Below are 21,890 nucleotides of genomic sequence, written 5' to 3' on the forward strand. Positions count from 1 at the left end.
TTGTAATTTCGGCACTTCATTTACCCAAGGGGCAGCATCTTGAAGTTGACCGTCCTTTGGCAGAAATTGGCCTCGATTCGATTACCGGGGTCAGTTTGGTTGCCAATATCAATAAAACATTCAATTTATCATTACGTACTGCAGTTATTTTTGATTATCCCACGCTACATCGTTTGGCAACGTTTGTTTGTGCCGAATTAAAAGGGGTAGAACCTGTTGTTATTCAAAAACAGGCAGTCGATTTATTTACAGGGGAGTTGATTGATGACTAAGCATCGGCGTCGGTATACCTACAGTCCTCAAAGCAATCCCTACTGGCTGGCACATCAAATTGATGGTCATTATGTGTTTCCATTAGATAATTTACTGATGATGATTTATGCCGCATTAAGTCCTTTAGCGGCGACTTCACCCATAGTGGAATTAACGGATATTGAATTAAAAAAAATAATAATTGCTGAAAAAGATCAAGAGATCAATTTGCATTTGGAGATCGATCCAATAACTCAAGAATGTTTCATTGCGCAAATTGATAAGCATGGTAATAAGGAATTGGTAGTACAAAATCACTATCAATTTAAGTCATACCATGAATTTCCCCGCACAATGGACAACCACAAACAGTTAGTGATGAATGATTTTTACCAGAGTGATTCATTGCATTATTTAGGTGAGTGTTATCGAATTATTGAACACTATAATGATTCTGACGATTCATTTTCTGCGAGCCTGGATCCTAAGGCGAGCTTTCCTGCCGTTTTAGGCAGTATGTTGCATTCATTTATTTATCGCAACGATCCTTTTTTTGCTAAAAATCCTCGTCCTGGGTTACCTAAAGCAATAAAACGGGTTTTGCTCCGCGTGCAGCCTCAGCAATGCAGCGCTTTACATATTACAGATCAGAACGCTGCCGTTTTTGATGCACAAGGAAATTGGCACGTCATCATGGAGGGGGTTGAGCTGACAAGCAATGAATCAGCAAAGAACAACAATAGACCTCTTTCCACACGCGCTGAGGGGAGTGAAGTGCGAGAAGACGCGGAGTGGAGAACCGGAGTGTACACACAAGTACATCAGGATTCGAGCACCGCATCGACGAAGCAATTTACCTCGCCAGTAGAATATGGAAGGAGGTCTACTCTGGATATTGCTGTAATTGGTATGGCAGGAAAATTTCCTCAAGCAGAATCAATTGAGGAATTATGGAACTCCTTATGCGAAGGATTTGATGCGATCACCCCATTAGAGAAGCGCGGTAGAAAACACCTGCGAGAGCCCAATCATGCCGGGTGGTTGGAGGATGTTTTTGCCTTTGATCCCGATTATTTCCACATCCCCAAAATTGAAGCACAAGCGATGGATCCACAACAACGCTTATTGTTACAAACTGCAGCGGGTGCTTTAATTGATGCGGGTTATTCACCAATGGAACTCCCTGATAAATTCTGCGGTGTTTTTGTGGGTGCAAGCCAAAATAATTATTTGGCTCACAGTCTGGAACAACCTATCCCCCAAAGTTTTTGGGGAAATGCTCCCTCAGTGATCGCAGGACGTGTTTCTTATACCTTTAATTTGACGGGACCGGCAATTACTGTAGATACAGCATGTTCTTCTTCTTTGGTTGCCCTACATCAAGCCTGCCAAGCCATTAAAAATGGAGAGTGCACCACTGCTTTAGCAGGCGGAGTATTCATTATGACCAGTGATGAGTTTCTGCAGCAAGCGCATCATGCCAAAATGCTTTCCTCGGATCATGCATGCCAAACATTCAGTGATAAAGCGAATGGGTTTATTCCTGGTGAAGCAGTGGCCTGTGTTTATTTGAAACCTTTAGCTCAAGCGCTGAAAGACCAAGATCCCATTTATGCAGTGATCAAGGCCAGTGGGGTGAATCAAGATGGGCAATCGAATGGAATTACAGCACCAAATGGTTTGGCACAAACCGAACTGATGCGGCAGATCTATACTTCTTATGGTTTATCTACAGAAGATCTTGCTTATATTGAAACCCATGGAACGGGTACAGAACTGGGTGATCCCATTGAAGTGAGTGCCTTACAGCGATTATTTGCCACCCAAGGAAAAGAACAAAGTAAAAAATCCTGTGGCTTGGGAAGCATCAAATCCAACATTGGCCATACCGTACATGCTGCTGGAATTTGCGGTTTTATCAAAAGTGTTTTATGCAGTTATTTTCAAAAAATTCCAGCAACAATTCATTGTGAGCGTGAAAATCCACAAATCGATTTTGCGAGTACCCCTTTCTATCCAGTCAAAGAGTTAAGCCCGTGGCCAAAAGATAAATCGCTTGCTGCAGTCAGTTCATTTGGTTTTTCTGGTACCAATGCACATATCGTGATCCAACGATTTGCTAGTGACAATCAGCGCAAATTTCCAGTACATCCTTTTAAAAAAATTCATTGTTATTGGCAAACGACAAATGACTACACCTTATCAGCAGAGAGGACCTATTTCAGCCAACATCAAGTCAATCATCAAGCGATTTTACCTGGGGTTGTGAGCCTTGCATTAACTCAGCATTTTCTTGATGAGCTGCCACTTTATTGTGTAAATGTTCGTTGGTTAAGAACATTGCCCGCCTTGCATCGCAGGATGAATATCCATAGGAGCAAGACTGCCAATGTCGTGGAATTGTTTTATGAAGAAAGCTCTTTTTTTAGTACTGAAATTGCAAAAGATGAAAAAATCTCTCCTTTTGACCTCAACGATTTTAAAAAGTGCCCCAATTCAATCGACTGTATCGAATATTATCGCTGTTTTGAACAAGCAGGGATTCAATATGGACCTGATTTAAGAAATATCACCCACCTTTTGGCATCTGAGGACCGGGTATTTGCACATCTAGAGTGTAACAAAGATTTTAATGAGTTTTTGCTCAACCCTTACCTCTTGGATGCAGCACTGCAAACCGTGGGTTACTTTACTTTATATCAGCAACAGCCCCTTTCGTTACCGGTTAGCGCTAAAAGAGTTGTACTTCTCAAAAGGCTGTCACGCCATGCTTTGGTGTGCACGCAAAAAGTCGGAGCACTCTGCTTTGATATTCAAATTTTTGATGAACATGGAGCTCTATGCGTTGTTCTTGAAGAACTCAAGGCACATGTCGTGACCCAACATCTGGACAAGGACAGGCTTTCAGCTAAAGTTCAGCAGCTTGGCGGAACAGTCTCTACGGTTGGCGAACAAGTAACAGAACGTGAGCAGATACAAATTGTTACAGGCAGAGAATCGACTCGCGAATTAGTTTTTTCGGTTTTTTCCCATCGCTTGAACATGACCTCTGATGAATTACAAAAAATTGGGCAATTCAGTAAGCTGGGATTAGATTCTTTATTAGCCATGGATATTATTTTCGATCTCGAAATTCATTTTGGCAGTCAACCGAAAACTCTTTTATTTGAACATACAACGTTTGATGAGTTAATTGAATATTTTGGTAACAGCAGTGTTCACCACGATCATGCTCCGTCCGGCGATGTCGATAAATACGAACCGTTGATGGTTGCATCAGACATAGCAATCATTGGCATGGCCGTAAACTTTCCACAAGCCCCCGATTTTCCATCATTTATTGACGTCCTGGAAGCAGGTAAAAATTGCGTGCAAGCAATTGGCGATCGCAGTTACGGTTATGGGGCCTTGCTTGAACATGCGAACGATTTTGATGCGTTATTTTTTAATATTGCACCCCATGATGCATTAATTATGTGCCCACAAGAACGCCTTATGTTGCAAAATGCCTGGCATTGCTTCGAGGATGCTGGGATCCAGCTCGATAATCAAGCTCGTTCTGTGGGGGTGTTCATTGGCGCGATGAATAATTTTTATCAATTGGCGGGTTTTGAAAAAAGTTTAAGAGAGCAAAAAACCATCCTCGCGAATTCAACTGCGGCGAGTATTGCAAACCGCATTTCCAGTGTTCTCAATTTTACAGGACCAAGTCTAACCCTCGACAGTATGTGTTCTTCTTCATTAACTGCATTGCATTTAGCCATTCAAGCCATCAATACCCAAGATGCATCGATGGCATTGGTAGGAGGGGTTAATCTCATCAGTCATGATTATAAATATCAAGAACTGTTGCATCGAAATATGTTATCAGCGCAAGGACATTGTGCCAGTTTTGGAGCACAGGCAGATGGCTATGTTCCAAGTGAGGGAGTGGTCAGTATTTTAATTAAACCGTTACACGCAGCAATTAACGAGGGTGATCGTATCCATGCAGTGATTAAAGGCAGCAGCATTGCGCATAATGGCACCAGCTCTGGATATACTGTTCCCAATGCTAATGCCCAGGCAGAAGTGATTAAAAAAGCATTATCACAAGCCGGCTTACACCCTGAAGATATAGGTTATTTAGAGTGTCATGGTACAGGGACGCAATTGGGGGATCCTATCGAAATTAAGGGTTTGAACAAAGTATTTTCTCAGCGCGACACCCCTTGTTTTATTGGCTCATTAAAATCAAATTATGGGCATATGGAAGCTGCTGCCGGACTGGCTGGCGTCCTTAAGGTGATTGCGCAAATGCAACAGAAAAAGCTTTATGCAAGCCTTCATGCCAATACATTGAATCCTAATATTCGATTACCAGACTCCTTAGTTTTATGTCAAACACCATCGACTTGGTCCCTGCATCCCAAAGACCAGTGTTATTATGCCGGTGTGTCCAGCTTTGGTGCAGGCGGGAGTAACGCCCATGTGATTTTAAAAAGTTATGAGAGTCCGATTAAGCCTCGAGTTAGCCCATTACCGCGAACGGTATTTCAAAGTAGGCGTTATTTTCATGATCTTGAAAAAAAACCGATTTCAGACACATTGTATGAATATGTTTGGCAGCAGCACGAGATACGCATTGATAATGACATAACTCGTCAATGGATTGTACTCAGTACTCAAAGTAATGCTGCCGAGATAAAAAACATTTTGCCGCAGAACGCAATCCACATCATTTATACATCGAAAAATGAAAACGACTGGTATTTCACGCAAGAGGGGAGAACAGTTACACCAAAACAAATCATTGACTTGTTGAATCATGATTTTATTCTTCTGGATTGCTGCAATGATGAGTTAGAGTTAGTTGAGCATTTGCGCCTTTTACAACAGGTTGTTCTGAGTGCAAAAACGGGAAGTATTTTACAAATTAATAACAAGCAATCGCCTGACTTGGAGGTTATCAGTTATTTTTTACACTGTATGAATGTTCAAACTATAGGCTTAAAAACCGGCTCATTAGTGCTTGACCAGCAACCTCTGACTACGAAACTGATTCAACAGGAATTAAGCCAATTAAGCCTTCATTTTCATAAGGCTCGATATGTTCAAGGACAACGATTCATTCAAGTATTGCAAACAAAAGAATATAAAAGATCAGCTTTAGCCTCAATTGACGCTGAGAAAGTATACTTAATTACTGGTGGTACTAGTGGTATTGGTGCTGAGGTTGCAAAATGGTTGGCTATTCGTGGCGTACGCAAATTAATTCTCACTGGAATCAGCCCATTGCCACAAGAAACTTTATGGGAACATTACCTGCATTCGTCTTGTAAGGCAGGGAAAACCATACAACTAATTAACCAATTAAGAAAACAAGGGTGTGTGGTTTATTACTATATTGGCGATTTAGCTCAAAAGGAATTATTTGTTTCATTTTTAAAAGTAGTCATGAATGAAAAAGACCGTTTTGGCTGGATTTTTCATTGTGCTGGAGTAACCCCAACGCAAACCAAGTCGTTTGCAGAGCTTACCCAAAATGATTTTATCCGGATGTTCCATCCTAAACGAGCTGGGCTTGAAGCCTTATGGTCGGCAGTAAGTCCTTATGGTATGGACCAATTAGTCCTCTTTTCGTCGGTATCCAGTGTTCTCCCAGAGCTGGCAACAGGGGTAGTTGATTATGCATTGAGTAATTCTTATTTAAATGCTTTTGCCCAAGCGCATGCTGGACAAGCATTAAGCATTGCTTGGCCCGCATGGAGTGAGTTTAGTAAAAATGCAGAGGCCAGTAGCAGTTATCAACGCAGCCAACTTGGAAGTTATAAAACTCATGAGGCGCTTGCTTTACTCTCCACTTTATTAGAAAACGAAACCGTTTCTGCTGTCATTATGCCGAGTAAGAATAAGCACTCTCCAGCAACACCTCCCACTGATCAGCGCGCATCGATACAAGGAACTATTTCAGATACTTTAAAAATGATCCTCATGGAGGTAATTGGTATCACTGAAGATGAGGTTGAATTGGAGAAGAGTTTTGCCGAATATGGAGTGGATTCCGTTCTGTTAATGACTTTATTAAAAAAGATCGAAGCCGTAATGGGCTTAATGCTTCCTGCCGAAGTGATTATTGAACATCATTCACTTTCTCGGTTAACCTCACATGTCCAGAAAATAAATGGATTAGCACTGGCGGTGGTTGATAATTCCCCGATTAATCTTATCTCGCCTACGCTGCGCGGCGTGTCTGTGGAATCCAAGGACCCTGTCGACACCCCACGAGGCGTAGGGTTGGGAAGGGAATGTCAACAGCCCCTAGAACCATTGAGTCAACCTGAGCCAGATCCAAAAAAGAACACGAAAAAAATCGCAGTTATTGGCATGGCATGTCAATTTCCTGGTGCTCATAATGTGCAGGAATTTTGGAATAATTTACTGCAAGGTACCATTTCGGTTACTCCAATTCCTAAGGAGCGAGTCGATCGAAATGAGTATGCTTCTGTTCAGGGCGGTTTTATTCATGAGAGTGCTTGGGGAACTGCGCTTGATTTTGGGTTTTCGGAAAAACATCAACACCAAGTTAACCCCTTAGTGACTCGTGCATTGGCATTAAGCCAAAAAGCAATGATTGATGCTGGGTTGACCCAAGAAACAATTAAAGGAATGAATGCTGGTGTATTTGTGGGAACTCGTGCTGATTTGAGTGCGGATCACGAAATTAATCAGTTTACGATCATTGGTCAGGGACAAAATTTTATTGCCGCTCATATCAATCATTTTTTTGATTTAAGTGGAACTGCTGAAGTGGTTGATACAGCGTGTTCCTCTTCTTTAGTGGCTCTAAATCATGCAGTTTCTGCATTGAAATCAGGAGATATTGAACTTGCTTTGGTCGGAGGCATTGATGGTTTAATCAATACAAGGCCTTTTGCTTTAATGGATGCAGCCAAAGCGTTATCCCCTGATTTTAAGTGTCGTCCTTTTGATGTTCGTGCTAATGGAATCGTATTAAGCGAGGGAGGCGGGTTTGTTGTTTTAAAACCTTTGGAACATGCGTTAGCTGATGGAAATAAGATTTATTGTGTTATTGAAGGAATCGCGGTGAATAATGATGGGAATACCATGGGTTATACTACGCCCAATCCAAAAGCCCAGCAAAAAGTAATTCAAAAGGCATTAGATAATGCGGGATTAACAGCACAAAATTTAGATTACGTTGAAATGCATGCGACTGGCACAGAATTAGGCGATCCTATGGAGTTGCAAGCATTAACTCAGGTTTTGGGGACATCTTATAAAAAATGTGTGGTGGGTGGTGTGAAAGCAAATATTGGTCATAATTTGAGTGCTGCAGGAATGGCAGGGTTTATAAAAGCCGCCTTATGCGCTTACCATCATTGTTTGCTGCCTCAACCGGAACCAGTGACGCCCAATCCTCGTTACGATTTTGCCAACTCACCATTATGTTTATTGGATGAACCGCAATTTTTAGAGCCTCATCAAACCCATTATTTTGGAGTCAGTGCCTTTGGTTTTGGTGGAACAAATGCTCATGTCGTTCTCTCGAGTATGATGCAACAAGATTCTGTCGTTTTGCGACATGAAGAGCCGTATTCAGCAACAATGGATGAATTTTTTGATGTCGAATGTATTTAAAATTAAATTAACAGCTGATAATTATCTGGTTGCCGATCACCGCATTGATGGGATCCGCGTGCTACCGGGTATCGCTTATTTGGATATTATTGCTCGCTGTTTTGAATCTGAGTACTTCGAGCTCACCCAAGTCACTTATCCTCATGCAGCCAAAGTGCTCGCGGGGGAAACGATTATTTTGTCTGTTGTTTATGATTCACAATCCCAAATTGTGGAAATTTATCATCAAGAAAATGATAAGAAAATTATCCATTTTAAAGCAGCCATCGCATTTAAAAGACCCAATTTACCTGAATCGATTGCATTGCAAACTGCTGAGACACCAACTCATTCAATGAGTACGCTGTACCGTTTAGCGCGTGCTTCATTGATTGAGCATGGTGAATTTATGCAGGTTAGTGGAACCACACAAATCAATGCGTCAACAATTGCGATGAAATTGACGCTGAGCGCCAAGGCCCATCCTTATTTATCGCGTTTTTATTTACACCCGGCCTTATTGGATGGTGCTACCTTTGCTATAGCCGCCTTGCATTTTGATGAAGTGTCGCATGCGGGGCCTGATGTAAGTTATTTACCTTTAGGAATTGATCGGGTGCATGTATTTGCGCGAGTGATCACGCCTACTTTAGTCGTTAAGGCTGAAGTGATACCAACTCACCATGAGTCGTTAATTAAATGCCGCATTCATTTATTGACACCTGATGGAGATTTGGTAGTGGCTCTTGAAGGATTAACGAATAAGCGATTTCAGCGCAAGCAGTTTGCACAGCAAGTCATTCAGAATCCTCTGGACTCGCAGCAAATTGTTTCCGGAGATACTCAGGAAAAAATTAAAGCGCTAATAAAGAATAATTTACAGGACGCGCCTGCAGTTTTACCGCCACATGTTTCTTTTTTTGATTTGGGATTTGATTCCAGTAGTTTAATTGCTTTAGTCGATGTATTGGAAAAGCAATTTAATTTGGAGCTCTATCCTACTTTATTGTTTGAACAAAATACTTTAGAAAAATTAACCGCATATATTGATTCTCATGGCGCTTCTGCAGCATTTTCCAACCGGGAAACTTCTTTAAAAAATGCGGATTACGCACTTTATGTTCCAACAAGAACTCACATAAATCGGAGTAGCAATCACAAGCAAGTACTGGTTATTCATGATCGGTTTAACTATGATCAGGCACTTGAGTTTTTGCAGGACAAAGCAAAAGCAGCCTGGATAATTTACGATACCCGCTATCATCAAACTGAGCTTGATTTGCAAACTATTTTAAATCAACTCGCAGAAACTTTTTCCAAATTTGTCCGTGGGTCGCAAGATACCTTACCTCTCGTTGTTATCAGTTTATCTTTGAAACGTCCGAATTTAGTGCAATCGGTCGCTGCTTTTTTTTCATGTCTCGTTAAAGAATATCCTCATCTCAATTATTCGATTTTAGTTAGTGACGCGTGTGTTAAGGATCCGGTTGGTTATTTGCCAAATAGAAATGAATGTGTTTATCTTCAAAAAGACCAATTTTATGCCAAAAGTTATATCAAACTCGATTCTCCATTGATCCATTCGTGTATTAAACAAGGGGGAAGTTATTTAATTGTCGGGGGTAATGGCGGATTAGGTCGTTTACTCACTCATTATTTGATTGAGCAATATCAAGCCCACATTGATGTGATTGGTCGCAGTGAACCCATTGTTCCTGATGCGCGTGTGACCTATTACCAATTGGACGTAAGCGATGTTGAAGCAGTCAATCAGTTTTTCAACACCCATAAGTTCCATATAGATGGTTTGTTTTATTTAGCAGGCGAAAAACATGATTCTCTGCTAATGAATATTCGACCAGAAGATATTGAGAAAACACTGCGTTCTAAATTGGAGGGTTTGCGTGCCATTCACCATGCATTACAACATCATTCACTGGATTTTTATTGTATTTATTCTTCTTTATCAGCGGATATTGGTAATCTTGGACAAAGTATTTATGCCGCGGCCAATGCTGGTTTAAATGCCTATGCTTGCGAACAAGAACAAGCACGTCTCGCTGGAAAGCATCACTCCCGATTTATCAGTATCAGTTGGCCTTATTGGTCCGAAGGGGGGATGGAAATCAACCCGCGTCAATTACAAAAACTAAAAGAAGAATATGGAACGTTACCTTTAGAAACACCGGATGCTTTTGTTTTATTAGAACGGGCATTGAGCGCTCATGTTCCTCATGTAGTGATTGCTAATTCTTCTTTGTTAGCTCATCAAATCGTCAAATCGAATGATTATCGATTCAATCAATTACCTCAATCTGAGCCACCCACCCCTTATGGCCCAGACATCAAACCAAACAATCCTCTTCCTGAATGCACTGAAGGATCTTCTCTAAATAAGGAGATGGATCACCGCGTTCGACATGAACTACGTCTTTTAGAGTACCCTGAAGTCGCTGAGCAAGACATAGCGATTATCGGAATTTCATTACAATTACCTGATGCTGAAAATTTGGAAGAGCTTTGGAATAACTTGAAAACGGCCAAAAGTTCAATTAGGAAAGTAACGAGGAAGTGGCATTATACTCCTTATCCCTGGGGTGGGTATTTGGAAGATATTGCTGGTTTTGACCCTTTATTTTTTAATATCTCGCCACGAGAAGCTGAATTAATCGATCCGCAAGAACGCTTATTTTTGGCCAATGCTTGGCATTGTCTCGAAGATGCAGGTTACGCACACATTAAAGAGAAAAAAATTGGTGTTGTTGCTGCATCAATGTTTCATCTGTATCAAAATTATGGAGTGGAACAAGGTCAGCAAGACCCCGACATAAAGCGCCCACAATCTTTAGGCGCAAGTATTGCAAATCGTGTTTCTTATACGCTGAATTTAACAGGCCCCAGTTTTTCTCTCGATTCCATGTGTTCTTCTTCATTGACTGCCATTGATTTAGCATGTCGTTATTTGGCTAATGATGAAGTAGATGCCATGTTAGTTGGTGGCGTCAATCTCTGTTCTCATCCCTATAAATTGGCATCCTTGGTACAAAATAAATTCTTATCTTCAACAGGTAGAAGCGCACCATTTCAGGAATATGCCGATGGTTACGTACCCGGGGAAGGAGTTGTTGTTCTTCTTTTAAAGAAAGCAACAAAGGCACTCGAAGAGGGTGATTCCATCTATGCGTTAATTAAGGGGTTAGCGCTGAATCATGGAGGTCAGAGTAGCGGATTTACCGTACCTAATGCTCAAGCACAAGTGAAAGTGATTCAACACGCTTTGACTAACGCAAAAATTAGACCCGATCAAATCGATTATATTGAAGCACATGGAACCGGAACCTCTTTAGGGGACCCTATTGAACTTGCTGCACTAAAGGAACTATTTGGTAACCGTTCTCTTGAGAATCCATTGTATGTAGGATCTATAAAAAGTAATTTGGGGCATTTGGAATCTGCTGCTGGCATGGCCGGAATTGCTAAACTCATTGTGCAATTCCAAGCTCAAGCATTAGCTCCTTCAATTCATGCTTTGCCCTTAAATCCAAGATTAAATATCGATGACGTACCAATTAAAATATGTACTGAATTCTTACCTCAGCAAACACTTCGTTTCGCTGGCTTGAGTAGTTTTGGTGCAGGTGGGAGTAATGCGCATTTAATTTTACAAAATTTCTCCCATAATCTTTGTGTAAGGTCCAAAACACAATATAAAAAACAGAATTATTGGTTCTCACATTCAGAAAAAATGATGCCCTATTGCTTTCAGTTGGATATGGAGCTTTGCGCGTTGGAGCCGATCGCTAAGTTTGATGAGATTTGTCAATTAGATAATGGTTCTCGGCCAATGTTTTTTAACCCAGTAACGACCGGCGCTTTGTTCAATAAAGTAGCAATTTTTGATGCGCTAGCAGACAAGGGATTGGATCGCCTTATTGGATTACTCAATCAATGTATCTCTGAAAATCCAGAAGTTCAATTTATTTTTATTCATCAATGCCAGAGTCATTGGATGGAGTTACATGCATTCATGATGTCCATGCCCAAGCTGCTCAAGCATTATCATAAGAATATTTTGATTCCTCATTTAACGAGTTTATCAAGTACTGAGGTGGTGAATATCGTAAGTAACGAAGCACATCAGTTCGACCATCGAATGATTCAGTATGACAAGACCAGATCTACTTTTGCATTAAACTTAATTAAAACGAATAATCAATCATTACCTTTATTGCATGGAGGGCGAGTTGTTGTATTAGGAGGGTTGGGTTCTATTGGCTATCAATTCTGTCAGACTTTAATTGGTGCTGGTATTTCTCAGTTTGACATTATTGGACGAAGTGGTCTTGATCCGAAACGTCAACAAATGCTCGATTCTTTAAAAGGACAAGTTCATTACATCCAACATGATTTTTCAGCTCCTTATCCTGCTAAGTCTTCTTATGATGTCATAATTAATTGTCTTGGGATTATGCCTGGTAACAGCGCAAATGAAGTAGCACAACGAAAACGACTGCATTTTCATTTAAGCCAATTCATTCAATACCATCATCCCCAAAAGTTAATTAGTATTTCCTCCTTGTCTGCTTTAGCTGGATTTAGCAAGCAAGTAGATTATGCAATTTATAACGCTTCTTTGCTTGCATTAAATGCCCACTGTAAAGAGCATGTGTATGTTTACTTACCCTTTGTAGTGACCGGGTCAACTCAGTCAACGGATGAGTTGAACTGGTTAACATGGAGTAAGGACAATCAAGGTTTAGAGCCGTTAAGGGTAGATGATTTAAACCTTATTTGCCGGCAGTTATTAACGCTCCCGGCAGGTGAGTACATACCGTTTCAGGGGAGCCCCAAGCAATTTCATCACTATTTAACGCAAGAATGTTTTCATGTTCCTCTGCAGAAATTACAGCAAGGGCTTTCCAGGAATAAGGATCACTCATTACATGAACTCATCGAATCAATCTTAGGGATTTCAGCTCAGCACATTAAATCGGAGCAGACTTTCTATCAATTGGGATTTAATTCATTGACCCTCACTGAATTAACGGAGGCAATAAGCAAGCACTATGATATGCAAATAAATCCCAATCAATTTTTTGAATTCCAGACGATAGGAAAATTAGAGGACTATGTAACGACTCACTCCTCAATCAAACCGACGTTGCATGGTTTGTCTGCGGAATCCAGTGATGAAGTGAGCACTGTGGATTTGGCGAACAACCCCGCGAACAAGTTGGGGGGGCAGGATGTTGATGAGGGGAGAGCAATTACAAAAAGAATTTCTGCTTCTTCCCCATTAAATGCCCTGGAGCCAACCTTATCAAATGTTGTTATTTGTGGTTATTATTGTTCTTTTGCTCAATGTCCTACCCCAGAAGACTACTGGCACGCTTTATTAGCAGGGAAAGATTGTACCCAGATGCCTCTGCAGACGCGTTTTGATCATAAGAAGAATAACTCGATTAAGATGGGCTTTATAAACCATTTTGCAGATTTTGATTTTGCGTTCTTTGATCTGAATTTTGAGCAAGCAAAATATATGGATCCGCAGCAACGAAAGTTATTAGAGCTTTCCTGGCATATATTCGAGCAAGCAGGAGTTTCACCGCTCTCTTTGAAAGGTCAACGCATCGGTGTGTTTGTTGCCATTCAATTTGATGACTATGCGCGCTTATTGGATCGCAGTCAGTTAAGTAGTCTTTATCAAATTACAGGTTGTGCCAAGACTTTTGCTGCAAATCGAATTTCACAGTTTTTTGATTTCCATGGGCCAAGTGAAACCATTGATACCGCATGTTCGAGCAGTTTCTCCGCTTTGAATCGTGCAGTACAGGCCATTAAGCACGGTGAATGCGAGTCCGCTCTTGTTCTTGGTGTTAGTTTGCTTTGCGATGTAAAAACACTTGAATTAACCGCCCAGTTAAATGTTCTTTCTCCAACGAATGAATGTCGCCCTTTTGATGCTCAAGCCAATGGTTATGTGAAAGGAGAGGGTTTGGCTGGTGTTTGGTTAGTGGAGGAAGATTTGGCTGTCAGGCAAGAGTTACGTATCGAAGCCAATATAAAAGCAATTCAAGTCAATCACGGCGGGCATTCACAATCATTGACCGCACCTAATCCTGCAGCGCAAAAACAATTGCTATCCCAAGTATATCAGCATGGAATATCGATTGATGAAATAGATTATTTTGAAGCACATGCTACTGCAACTCATCTAGGTGATCCTATTGAATTTTCAGTCTTGAATGAGTTGTTCTCATCACGAGTAAAACCACTTTATATTGGTTCAGTAAAGAGCAATATTGGCCATACAGAACCTGTTGCAGGACTTGCCGGTGTGATTAAAGGGTTGTTGATGCTCAAACATCAAATGATTCCACCGCAGGTAAATTTTCAGGAAGTTAATCCATTCATTCGACTTGCAGAGAGTCCATTCCATATTGCCAGTCAGGCCGAACCCGCTTTGTTATCGACGATCGCTATTAATAGTTTTGGTTTTGGTGGCAGTAATGGTCATTGTGTTTTAGCGCGCAAAATGCCTTTGCCACAACAACTGCCTAATTTATCTTATATTCCAATCAAATTATCTGCAAAGACAGAAGCTGCTCTAGAAAAAAAGACAGAGCAACTTTTGGATTATTTATGTGCTTTGAACAATAACATAAGCCTGACTCAATTAAGCTTTACCCTGAATGTAGGACGAGCTGATTTTGCTTGTCGTAAGTTCTTTATTGTGGAAAACCTTGATGATTTGATAGAGCAATTAAAATATGGTTCTGGGTCAATAGCCCCTCAATATAGTCATACTTTAAGCAAAGAAACTCTTCTTGAATTCCAGCAGTTACCCAATCAATTAAAAGATTATTTGAATAAGCTTGCCTATGCCTATCAAGGGGGGCAACTGATTAACTGGCAACGCATTTATAAAGGAATTAATGCCATTCCCCTGGCTTTGCCTGTTTATCCTTTTGCCACTCATTATTGTTGGTTTGAAGAGCAAGAGAAGCGAAAATCAATCAATAAAGACCTAAGGTCTATAGAATGTTATAAACCCATTTGGAGGAAGAAAAAGGTTGCCTTTCTTGAGCTTGATAATTATCAGTATGTCGCTGTTTTTTTGACAAGGGCGCAAGAACCATCAGTAAAAAAGGCAGTGCAACAAACAGGTTATAAAGGTTTTATTTATTTTGTATTTGTCGATGACACCGATTCAGTAGAGCAGGGGATGCACTGGTTGAAAGAACACCCTTGCGAATTGATTTATTACTTTGCAGGGATGTGTGACGAAGAGATCAATCCTGATTCCTTGCTTTCTTCTCAACGCTATGGGATGGCTGGCTTTTTAAATTGCATTAAAAAATTGGACGAACTGGCTTATGGCGAAAAACCCTTAAAACTCTATGTATTCAGTAATAATGCCTATGGACTAAAGCAATCGACGATTAATCCCTATGCAGCAAGCATTCATGGTTTAGCTCAATCCTTAAAAAAGGAATACCCATCCTGGTTTATTGAATGCATTGACCTTGCGGGCAATACCCTTATCCCTCAAGCGTTTACTGTGTCCTATCAAGGTCAGGCTTATCCATTAGTTTTAGCAGATGATGGCGTTTGGCATCGACAGCTTAAAGCACTGAATCTGTCTTTAAGCCATTCGACACCGAGTCATGAAGTGATTGTGCTTATTGGTGGAGATGGCCAAGTAGGAAGATACTTGGTCCCCGAGTTTATTGAGCGTCAACCGCGAGCGCTCTTTATAGCCAGTCGTAACACGCTGCCAAGAACAGAAGGAATACTGCACTGGCGAAGAGTAGATTGTACTGTTGGCGATGAAGTGGCGTCTTTCATTGACGAAGTGATTCAAAACTATGGAGTCATAGATTGTCTTTATCATTTGGGCGCTTCTTATGCAGAATCGCCGATCACTTTATTAAGCTATGAAGACTATTTGATGCAGATGGGGGCTAAGGTGTTAGGAACTTATCATTTGATCAATGCGTGTCGTCGCCATGAAGTGAAGCACATTGTAATGACATCCTCAGTGCAAGTTTATACACAAAATAAAAACAGGGGTGCTTATTCAGCAACATGCTTTTATGCTGATGCATTAATTAATGCATTGCATTCCGAGAAAATAAAACTGGTTCATTGGGGATTTTGGCAGCAAGAAGATGAAGCGGCAAATCAACTGATGTGTGTTTCCGGTATTTCACCCATCACAGCAGAACAAGGAGCTTACTCACTGCAATTAGCAAGGTGCTCGGACCAATCGAACCTGAGTTTTTTCAACGTTTCAGAATCAGTTAAAGCAATGATGCCGATTTGTTCGGATGCTTTGGCTCAGGAGACTGAAGAATTGCTCCTGTTTAATCAGGGATTAGATGAGTTAGAACATTTCTGTTTTCATTTAATGAAGCATCATTTACTGACCCATGGTGTTGTTTGGAGTCAAAATTATTTGGGGCAAGGAGTATGCAAGGATTATGAAAAATACTATTTTGCATTAATGAACCGCCTAAAAGATTTTGAACAGAAACATGTTCATGAAAATAAAAGTCAAGTTAAATCTCAAGCTGAATTGCTGCAAGACCATGTGCAATTAATTAAAAAATACCCTCAAATCAAACCTTTTGTTCAGTTGCTCACCGTGTGTGCTGCACAGTTTACTGAGGTGGTCACAGGTCAAAAAACCATACATCAAGTCCTGTTTCCTTTTGGGCGAGATGATTTGGTCCGTGCTATTTATCAAAAAAACCTTTTGGCAAGCCATTACAATCAAGCCATTGCTTCCATAGTTAAAGAACTCGCTGCTACACGACATCAACGAATTGATGTTCTTGAATTGGGAGGGGGGACTGGCGCTACTACGGAAGCAGTATTAACTCAATGCGCCAATCAGATTCATTACACTTTTAGTGACATCAACCCTCAATTCGTTGCCCAGGCTAAAGACAATTTCTCTGAGTATGGTGGTGTAGAAACCTGTACTTTAGATATCAATAAACCTGCGATGAGCCAACAATTTGATCTCATTATTGCAAGTAATGTATTGCATACTGCAGATGATATTCGTCAATGTCTGATGAATCTTATTCCTTTGCTTCGTGATGAGGGAGTGCTTATTATCAATGAAGCAACTGAAAACAGTTTATTCCTTGCATTTACTTTTGGCTTATTTAAACAATGGCATTCCCCAAAAGATGAATACCGTATTTCCGCGAGTGCTTTGCTCCATGCCCACACCTGGCAAAAGCTACTCCTCGAAATGGGGTTTGCAGTCGATGCCTATGCGATGCCCAAAGAAATCAATCAATCGATCTTTATTGCCAAATTAAAAACACGACTTAGTTACGAGGAACAGATTCAGGAAGCGTTGATTCCTCAAAAGGAAACTCCGTTGATTTTACCTAAAATTGCAGGTATAGAGAATGAATTATTGACACTGTTAGCCAGACATGTAAATTGCTCTACCGCAAATTTAGATTTAAATAAATCATTAACCGATTATGGTTTTGATTCATTAGCGGCAATACATTTGGCAGAACAAATTAAATCGGAGTTAGAGATCAGCATTTCACCTACCGTATTACTTGAAAAGGTTTCTATATCACAACTTATAAATATTATTGAAAAGAAAAAGGAAGCGGTTTTATGTTAAGTAACGAAGAATACACTGAAGTGAGAAAGTCATTGAACTTTAAACGGCGATTGACCAAAAGTCTTGGTTTTCTGATTGCCGATATGGTGTTGGTTTATGCTGCTGTTGTTTTTTTAGGGAAGAACAGCTTATTTTTTTATTGCATAGGGGAAGTTTGCCTGGCGATTTTATTTCTCCATAATTTCATTTTACTCCATGAGTGTGGCCATAACACATTATCCAGTAAATCCTGGTTTAATGTGGTCCTTGGTCATTACAACAGCATTTTTTGTTGCATGCCTTTCTACCCATGGAAAATCATTCATGAAGAGCATCACAAATGGACCGGGCATATTGATAAAGATCCTGTATTCGAATTATTGAAACAAGCAAAAATAAGTAAGAAGCTACCCTGGATCTTTCATGTAGGGTGGAGAACGTTTATCCCTTTAAATGTGTTTTTTTTGCATCTCGTTTATTGGACTTATCCACTGAAGCTCTTAAAACAAAAAAAACTATCGCGAATGATGTTCCGACAATGTTTGTTCTCAGTACTCTTTTTGTTTTTTACTTATGTACTCTTGAAGTGGTGTTTCCCAAGCTTTTTAACGTTTAAAAATCTCTTTCCAGCGATTTTGTTGTATGGGGTGCTTTGGGAAACGTTGTCAACACCACAGCATTTAGGTTTGGAACCCACGCAACATCGACCTACATTAAAAGAACATGCTCTAACAACACGTAGTACCTGGTTTCCACGATGGTTGCAACATTATTTATTTTTAAATTTTGGTTATCATGTGGAACACCATTTCTTTCCCGCCTTGCCCTGGCATGAATTGGAAAAAGCACATTTGAAAATTAAACCCTTGTTACACAATGAGTATCAAATGGTAACGGGGGCCGTTTGGAACATTCAAATGCGTCGCCAGAATATGGAGAAGGCGATTGGGGTCCATGATGATTAAGTTTTCGGAAAAAAATCATCTCGAGCTTCGATCGCTTGAGGCTGAATTGCGTTTGGAGAAACAAATAGTTGTCGGCGATTTTACGGCAGAAGGTCGGACTCTGGGGCACTCTATTCATTATTTAGATTCAGCGATTTCTTATGTTACTTTATGTGCAAAAAGGGATGCCAGTTTAGTCTTATGGGAAAGTAGTGCTCTGGTTGAACATTGTGTCGACCATTTTATTTTAAATGTTGATTTAAAATTGCCTTTTGACGATGTAGCACCATTTTTTGATGTGAAAAAATTAGAGCTATGGTGCGCACGAAATCGCATTACGTTACATAAGACTCGAGATGAAGCGCACTTAACTTATTATTTTAACCTATTTGATACGCATCGCATCACCGGTGAACTGATGGTATCTCCAGTTCTTTATTTTGCTAAAAATCCATGTGTTAGTCTTGAAGCAGATGAGGATCTGATTTCTCGGTTATTTACGGCCAAGCCCATTGTTTTAGCAGTCAAAAAAAATCAGCTCATTTGTTTTGATAAGTATCATTATCAAATGGCGTATCACCCTGATTTTAATTTTATACGAGTTCATGATGTACATTGAAGTGATTAAAACACAACGATTTAAATTTATAAATTATTGCCCCGTTGTTGTGGATACGGAACATAATACCTGTATTTTTATTGATCCTTCATGGGAAAAAAAGAAATTTCAGGATTTTGTAACCCAAAATAATTTAAGGGTCATTGCGATATTATTAACGCATCATCATTTAGATCATTCGCATTTGGCAAATTATTTTGCCAAATCTTACCAGTGTCCTGTGTATATGAGCAGTACAGAGATTGCCTATTATGAATTCCAGTGCCATAACCTTAAGCCGATTTATCCTGTACAAAACACAATTACTATTGAGCGTTTTCCTAGCATTATTATCCATCAAACACCCGGCCACACTTTTGGGGGGCTTTGTTTTCAAATCGATAACGCGCTCTTTACGGGTGATACTTTATTTAATGAAGGTTGTGGTTTTTGTCATAGTAAAGGTGGGGATGCAGGCATCATGTTTGATTCCCTGAACTATCTTAAAAAAGTGATTCCCGATGAAGTGCTTGTCTATCCAGGACATCGTTATCACCATGATTTGGGACAACCTTTTGTTGAAGTAAAAAAAATGAATATTTATCTAAACATTGAAGATCGCGATGAGTTTATTGACTTTCGTTCTAGAAAAACTAAAGGCTTATTAAATTTTAGGTGAGTTATGAGTGTATTATTATTTCCCGGCCAAGGTTCACAATTTAAAGGAATGGGACAAGAGTTATTTAAATTATTTCCCGATGTTGTTGCCGAAGCCAATCAGATACTTGGTTATGACCTGGAACAGGCGGTATTCAGTGAAGTGATGAATCAAACTTTATATACCCAACCACTCATTTATTGTATTTCCATAATGGCATGGCTTGCTGGAAAAGCTGAATTAAAAGTGGATATGGTACTGGGACATAGTTTAGGTGAGTATGCCGCACTTTATGTGGCCGAAGTTTTTGATTTTGCTACTGGACTGAGAATCGTTCAGCGACGTGCAGAATTGATGAATGAGGCTCGAGAGGGAGCTATGGCGGCAATAGTTGGAATGAGTGCGGCTCAAATTGAGACGATTATCAAAGAAAACCAGTTGCCCTTAGTGATTGCTAATTATAATTCTCCAATGCAAACCGTGATTTCAGGAACAAAGGAATCGGTCGATGCCAGTTCCAAATTATTTGTCGAAGGACGTTTTATTCCCTTAAAGGTTAGTGGTGCATTCCATTCTCCTTTGATGCAAGCTGCTGCCGAAACTTTTTATTCCTATCTCAAACAATTTCAGTTTCACCTGCCCCGATATCCCATCATACTCAATGCTACTGGACGAGCCCATGTTGATTGTTCTATCGACATGCCTCAATTATTGAGTCAACAGTTAGTGCGGCCTGTATTTTGGCATCAAAGCATCGAATATTGCCTGACTTTAGGGTATTTGGATTTTATTGAGCTTGGGCCAGGCAAGGTACTCACTTCATTGTTGGATGGGATTCTTAACGATCCAGTAATAACAAGTGCCGTCAACTGATTCGAGGGGTTCAGTAATTTGATGTTGTTGACGGTACTCGTCCACTGCTCGCTGGCATTCAGTAAAGCCTCCATAATCATCAATAATGCAAATACCATTTTGCGATAACTTTGGGTATAAAGCGTTGAGTACGTCCAATGTTGATTGATAAAAATCAGCATCAATACGTAAAAGCGCAATACGTTCAATTTTATCTTTCATTACGGGTAAGGTATTTTTAAACCAACCAGGCATTAATTTTATTGACTCATCATAAAGATCATACCGTTTAAATGCTTCGATAAGATCGTGATGTGAAGTAGATATTAAGGATTCTCTTTTTATATAGGTTAATGAATTGGCCAGAGCAAAGATCTTGTTTAAGGTTGTTTTGTCGTATTGTTCATTAGGGAAGGCTTCCATAATATGATTAGCTAAACGCTGTTGGGATTTCTTTGGAAGCAATTTTCTAATTTTTAATAAGCCCTTAAAGCGTATTAATTTAGAATAAGAAGTAACGAGTTGGCTTGACTCTGGGAATAGATCTGCACCCCAAACATTCCGTGAGGCTGTGTTGGGTTCTTCATAAACATTCAGACACGCTTTTAAATACAATAAAGCACCACCTCGCCAACATCCGGCTTCAACAATATCACCTCTTACATGATTACTTGTAATGTATTTAATTGACTGTTCTATATTATCTAATCGTTTTGGACCAATGAGCGTCCTAACTTGTCCATTAGTCATAAATGATTTAAACGCTTTTGTTGTAGCAATATTAAATTGCCAGTGTTCTGGTTGAGATGTGTCTAAAGAACCTGTGAGTGATTTTTTAATGACGGTTAAGTATTTTTCCGCGATTTTATGGTGTAAGTTCATCATAATCCTTAAGGTAAGTTGGAAGAGAAATAAAATTGCCGATTAAGGATGAATCGATGCTTCATGTACTATTTCCCTAAGTGTTAATGACCAAGTGGTGAATCTAAAATGTCACGCATTATACCTATCAACTGGCAATTTTGTATCTGATGAGATGCATTTTGTTTTTTATTGATTTTAACGATTTATTTTCCTATGAACTGCTTATTATCGATTTATCTCGCCCTATATTGCTTTTTGCAATACACTGAATTATGTTTTCGAATGAAAATTAGTTGAATCAAATGAAATCCATTTATTTTTAAACGCCATATCAATAAAGGGATGTAAGCGATTTTTGAAATTAAATGATGTGGTTTGTTATCGATTGGATCAATTGAAGTAATCAAAAGCTCGTGTGTATGATTCACCTCAACGTCAGTAGTTAAGTCAAGATTATCTTTTAAT

At 39.8% G+C, this 21,890-nt stretch carries 8 protein-coding genes (1 of these 8 only partly in view); 7 read left to right on the top strand and 1 reads right to left on the bottom strand.

Translation table 11 applies throughout. The features are described from left to right. The 7 genes in view from OQJ13_RS14300 to fabD are tightly spaced (at most 3 nt apart) and all read left to right on the top strand, a layout consistent with a single transcriptional unit that may run on beyond the window. On the top strand, positions 1 to 272 hold the final stretch of the coding sequence (locus OQJ13_RS14300; RefSeq protein ID WP_265711504.1) for an SDR family NAD(P)-dependent oxidoreductase. Its footprint begins 12,847 nt before the window's first position; only the last 272 of its 13,119 coding nucleotides appear in the window; the start codon falls outside the window, past its left edge; its stop codon occupies positions 270 to 272. After that, entirely contained in the window at positions 265 to 7,893 is a 7,629-nt protein-coding gene (locus OQJ13_RS14305) for a beta-ketoacyl synthase N-terminal-like domain-containing protein (protein ID WP_265711505.1), read from the top strand. The genes OQJ13_RS14300 and OQJ13_RS14305 overlap by 8 nt, the downstream gene beginning before the upstream one ends. After that, the gene (locus tag OQJ13_RS14310; protein ID WP_265711506.1) at positions 7,877 to 17,530 is read left to right on the top strand and encodes a beta-ketoacyl synthase N-terminal-like domain-containing protein; all 9,654 of its coding nucleotides are present in this window, start codon (positions 7,877 to 7,879) and stop codon (positions 17,528 to 17,530) included. Before OQJ13_RS14305 ends, OQJ13_RS14310 begins: the two co-directional genes overlap by 17 nt. Then, positions 17,524 to 18,474 (top strand): fatty acid desaturase family protein, encoded by a 951-nt coding sequence (locus tag OQJ13_RS14315; protein WP_265711507.1) that lies wholly within the window; start codon positions 17,524 to 17,526, stop codon positions 18,472 to 18,474. The genes OQJ13_RS14310 and OQJ13_RS14315 overlap by 7 nt, the downstream gene beginning before the upstream one ends. Continuing rightward, entirely contained in the window at positions 18,464 to 19,072 is a 609-nt protein-coding gene (locus OQJ13_RS14320; protein WP_265711508.1) for a hypothetical protein, read from the top strand. The genes OQJ13_RS14315 and OQJ13_RS14320 overlap by 11 nt, the downstream gene beginning before the upstream one ends. Then, positions 19,059 to 19,730: an MBL fold metallo-hydrolase gene (locus OQJ13_RS14325; RefSeq protein ID WP_265711509.1), complete on the top strand. Its 672-nt coding sequence runs from the start codon at positions 19,059 to 19,061 to the stop codon at positions 19,728 to 19,730. The genes OQJ13_RS14320 and OQJ13_RS14325 overlap by 14 nt, the downstream gene beginning before the upstream one ends. Positions 19,731 to 19,733: 3 nt before the next feature. Then, complete coding sequence (gene fabD, locus OQJ13_RS14330; protein ID WP_265711510.1) at positions 19,734 to 20,582, top strand: ACP S-malonyltransferase; 849 nt, start codon at positions 19,734 to 19,736, stop codon at positions 20,580 to 20,582. Here fabD and OQJ13_RS14335 read toward each other — a convergent pair. After that, positions 20,529 to 21,446, bottom strand: a complete 918-nt coding sequence (locus OQJ13_RS14335) for a TylF/MycF/NovP-related O-methyltransferase (protein WP_265711511.1) — start codon at positions 21,444 to 21,446, stop codon at positions 20,529 to 20,531. The two genes, fabD and OQJ13_RS14335, sit on opposite strands and share 54 nt — an antisense overlap. Between the last annotated feature and the right edge of the window lie 444 nt (positions 21,447 to 21,890).

It is taken from the genome of Legionella sp. PATHC035 (assembly GCF_026191115.1).
Lineage (GTDB): Bacteria > Pseudomonadota > Gammaproteobacteria > Legionellales > Legionellaceae > Legionella.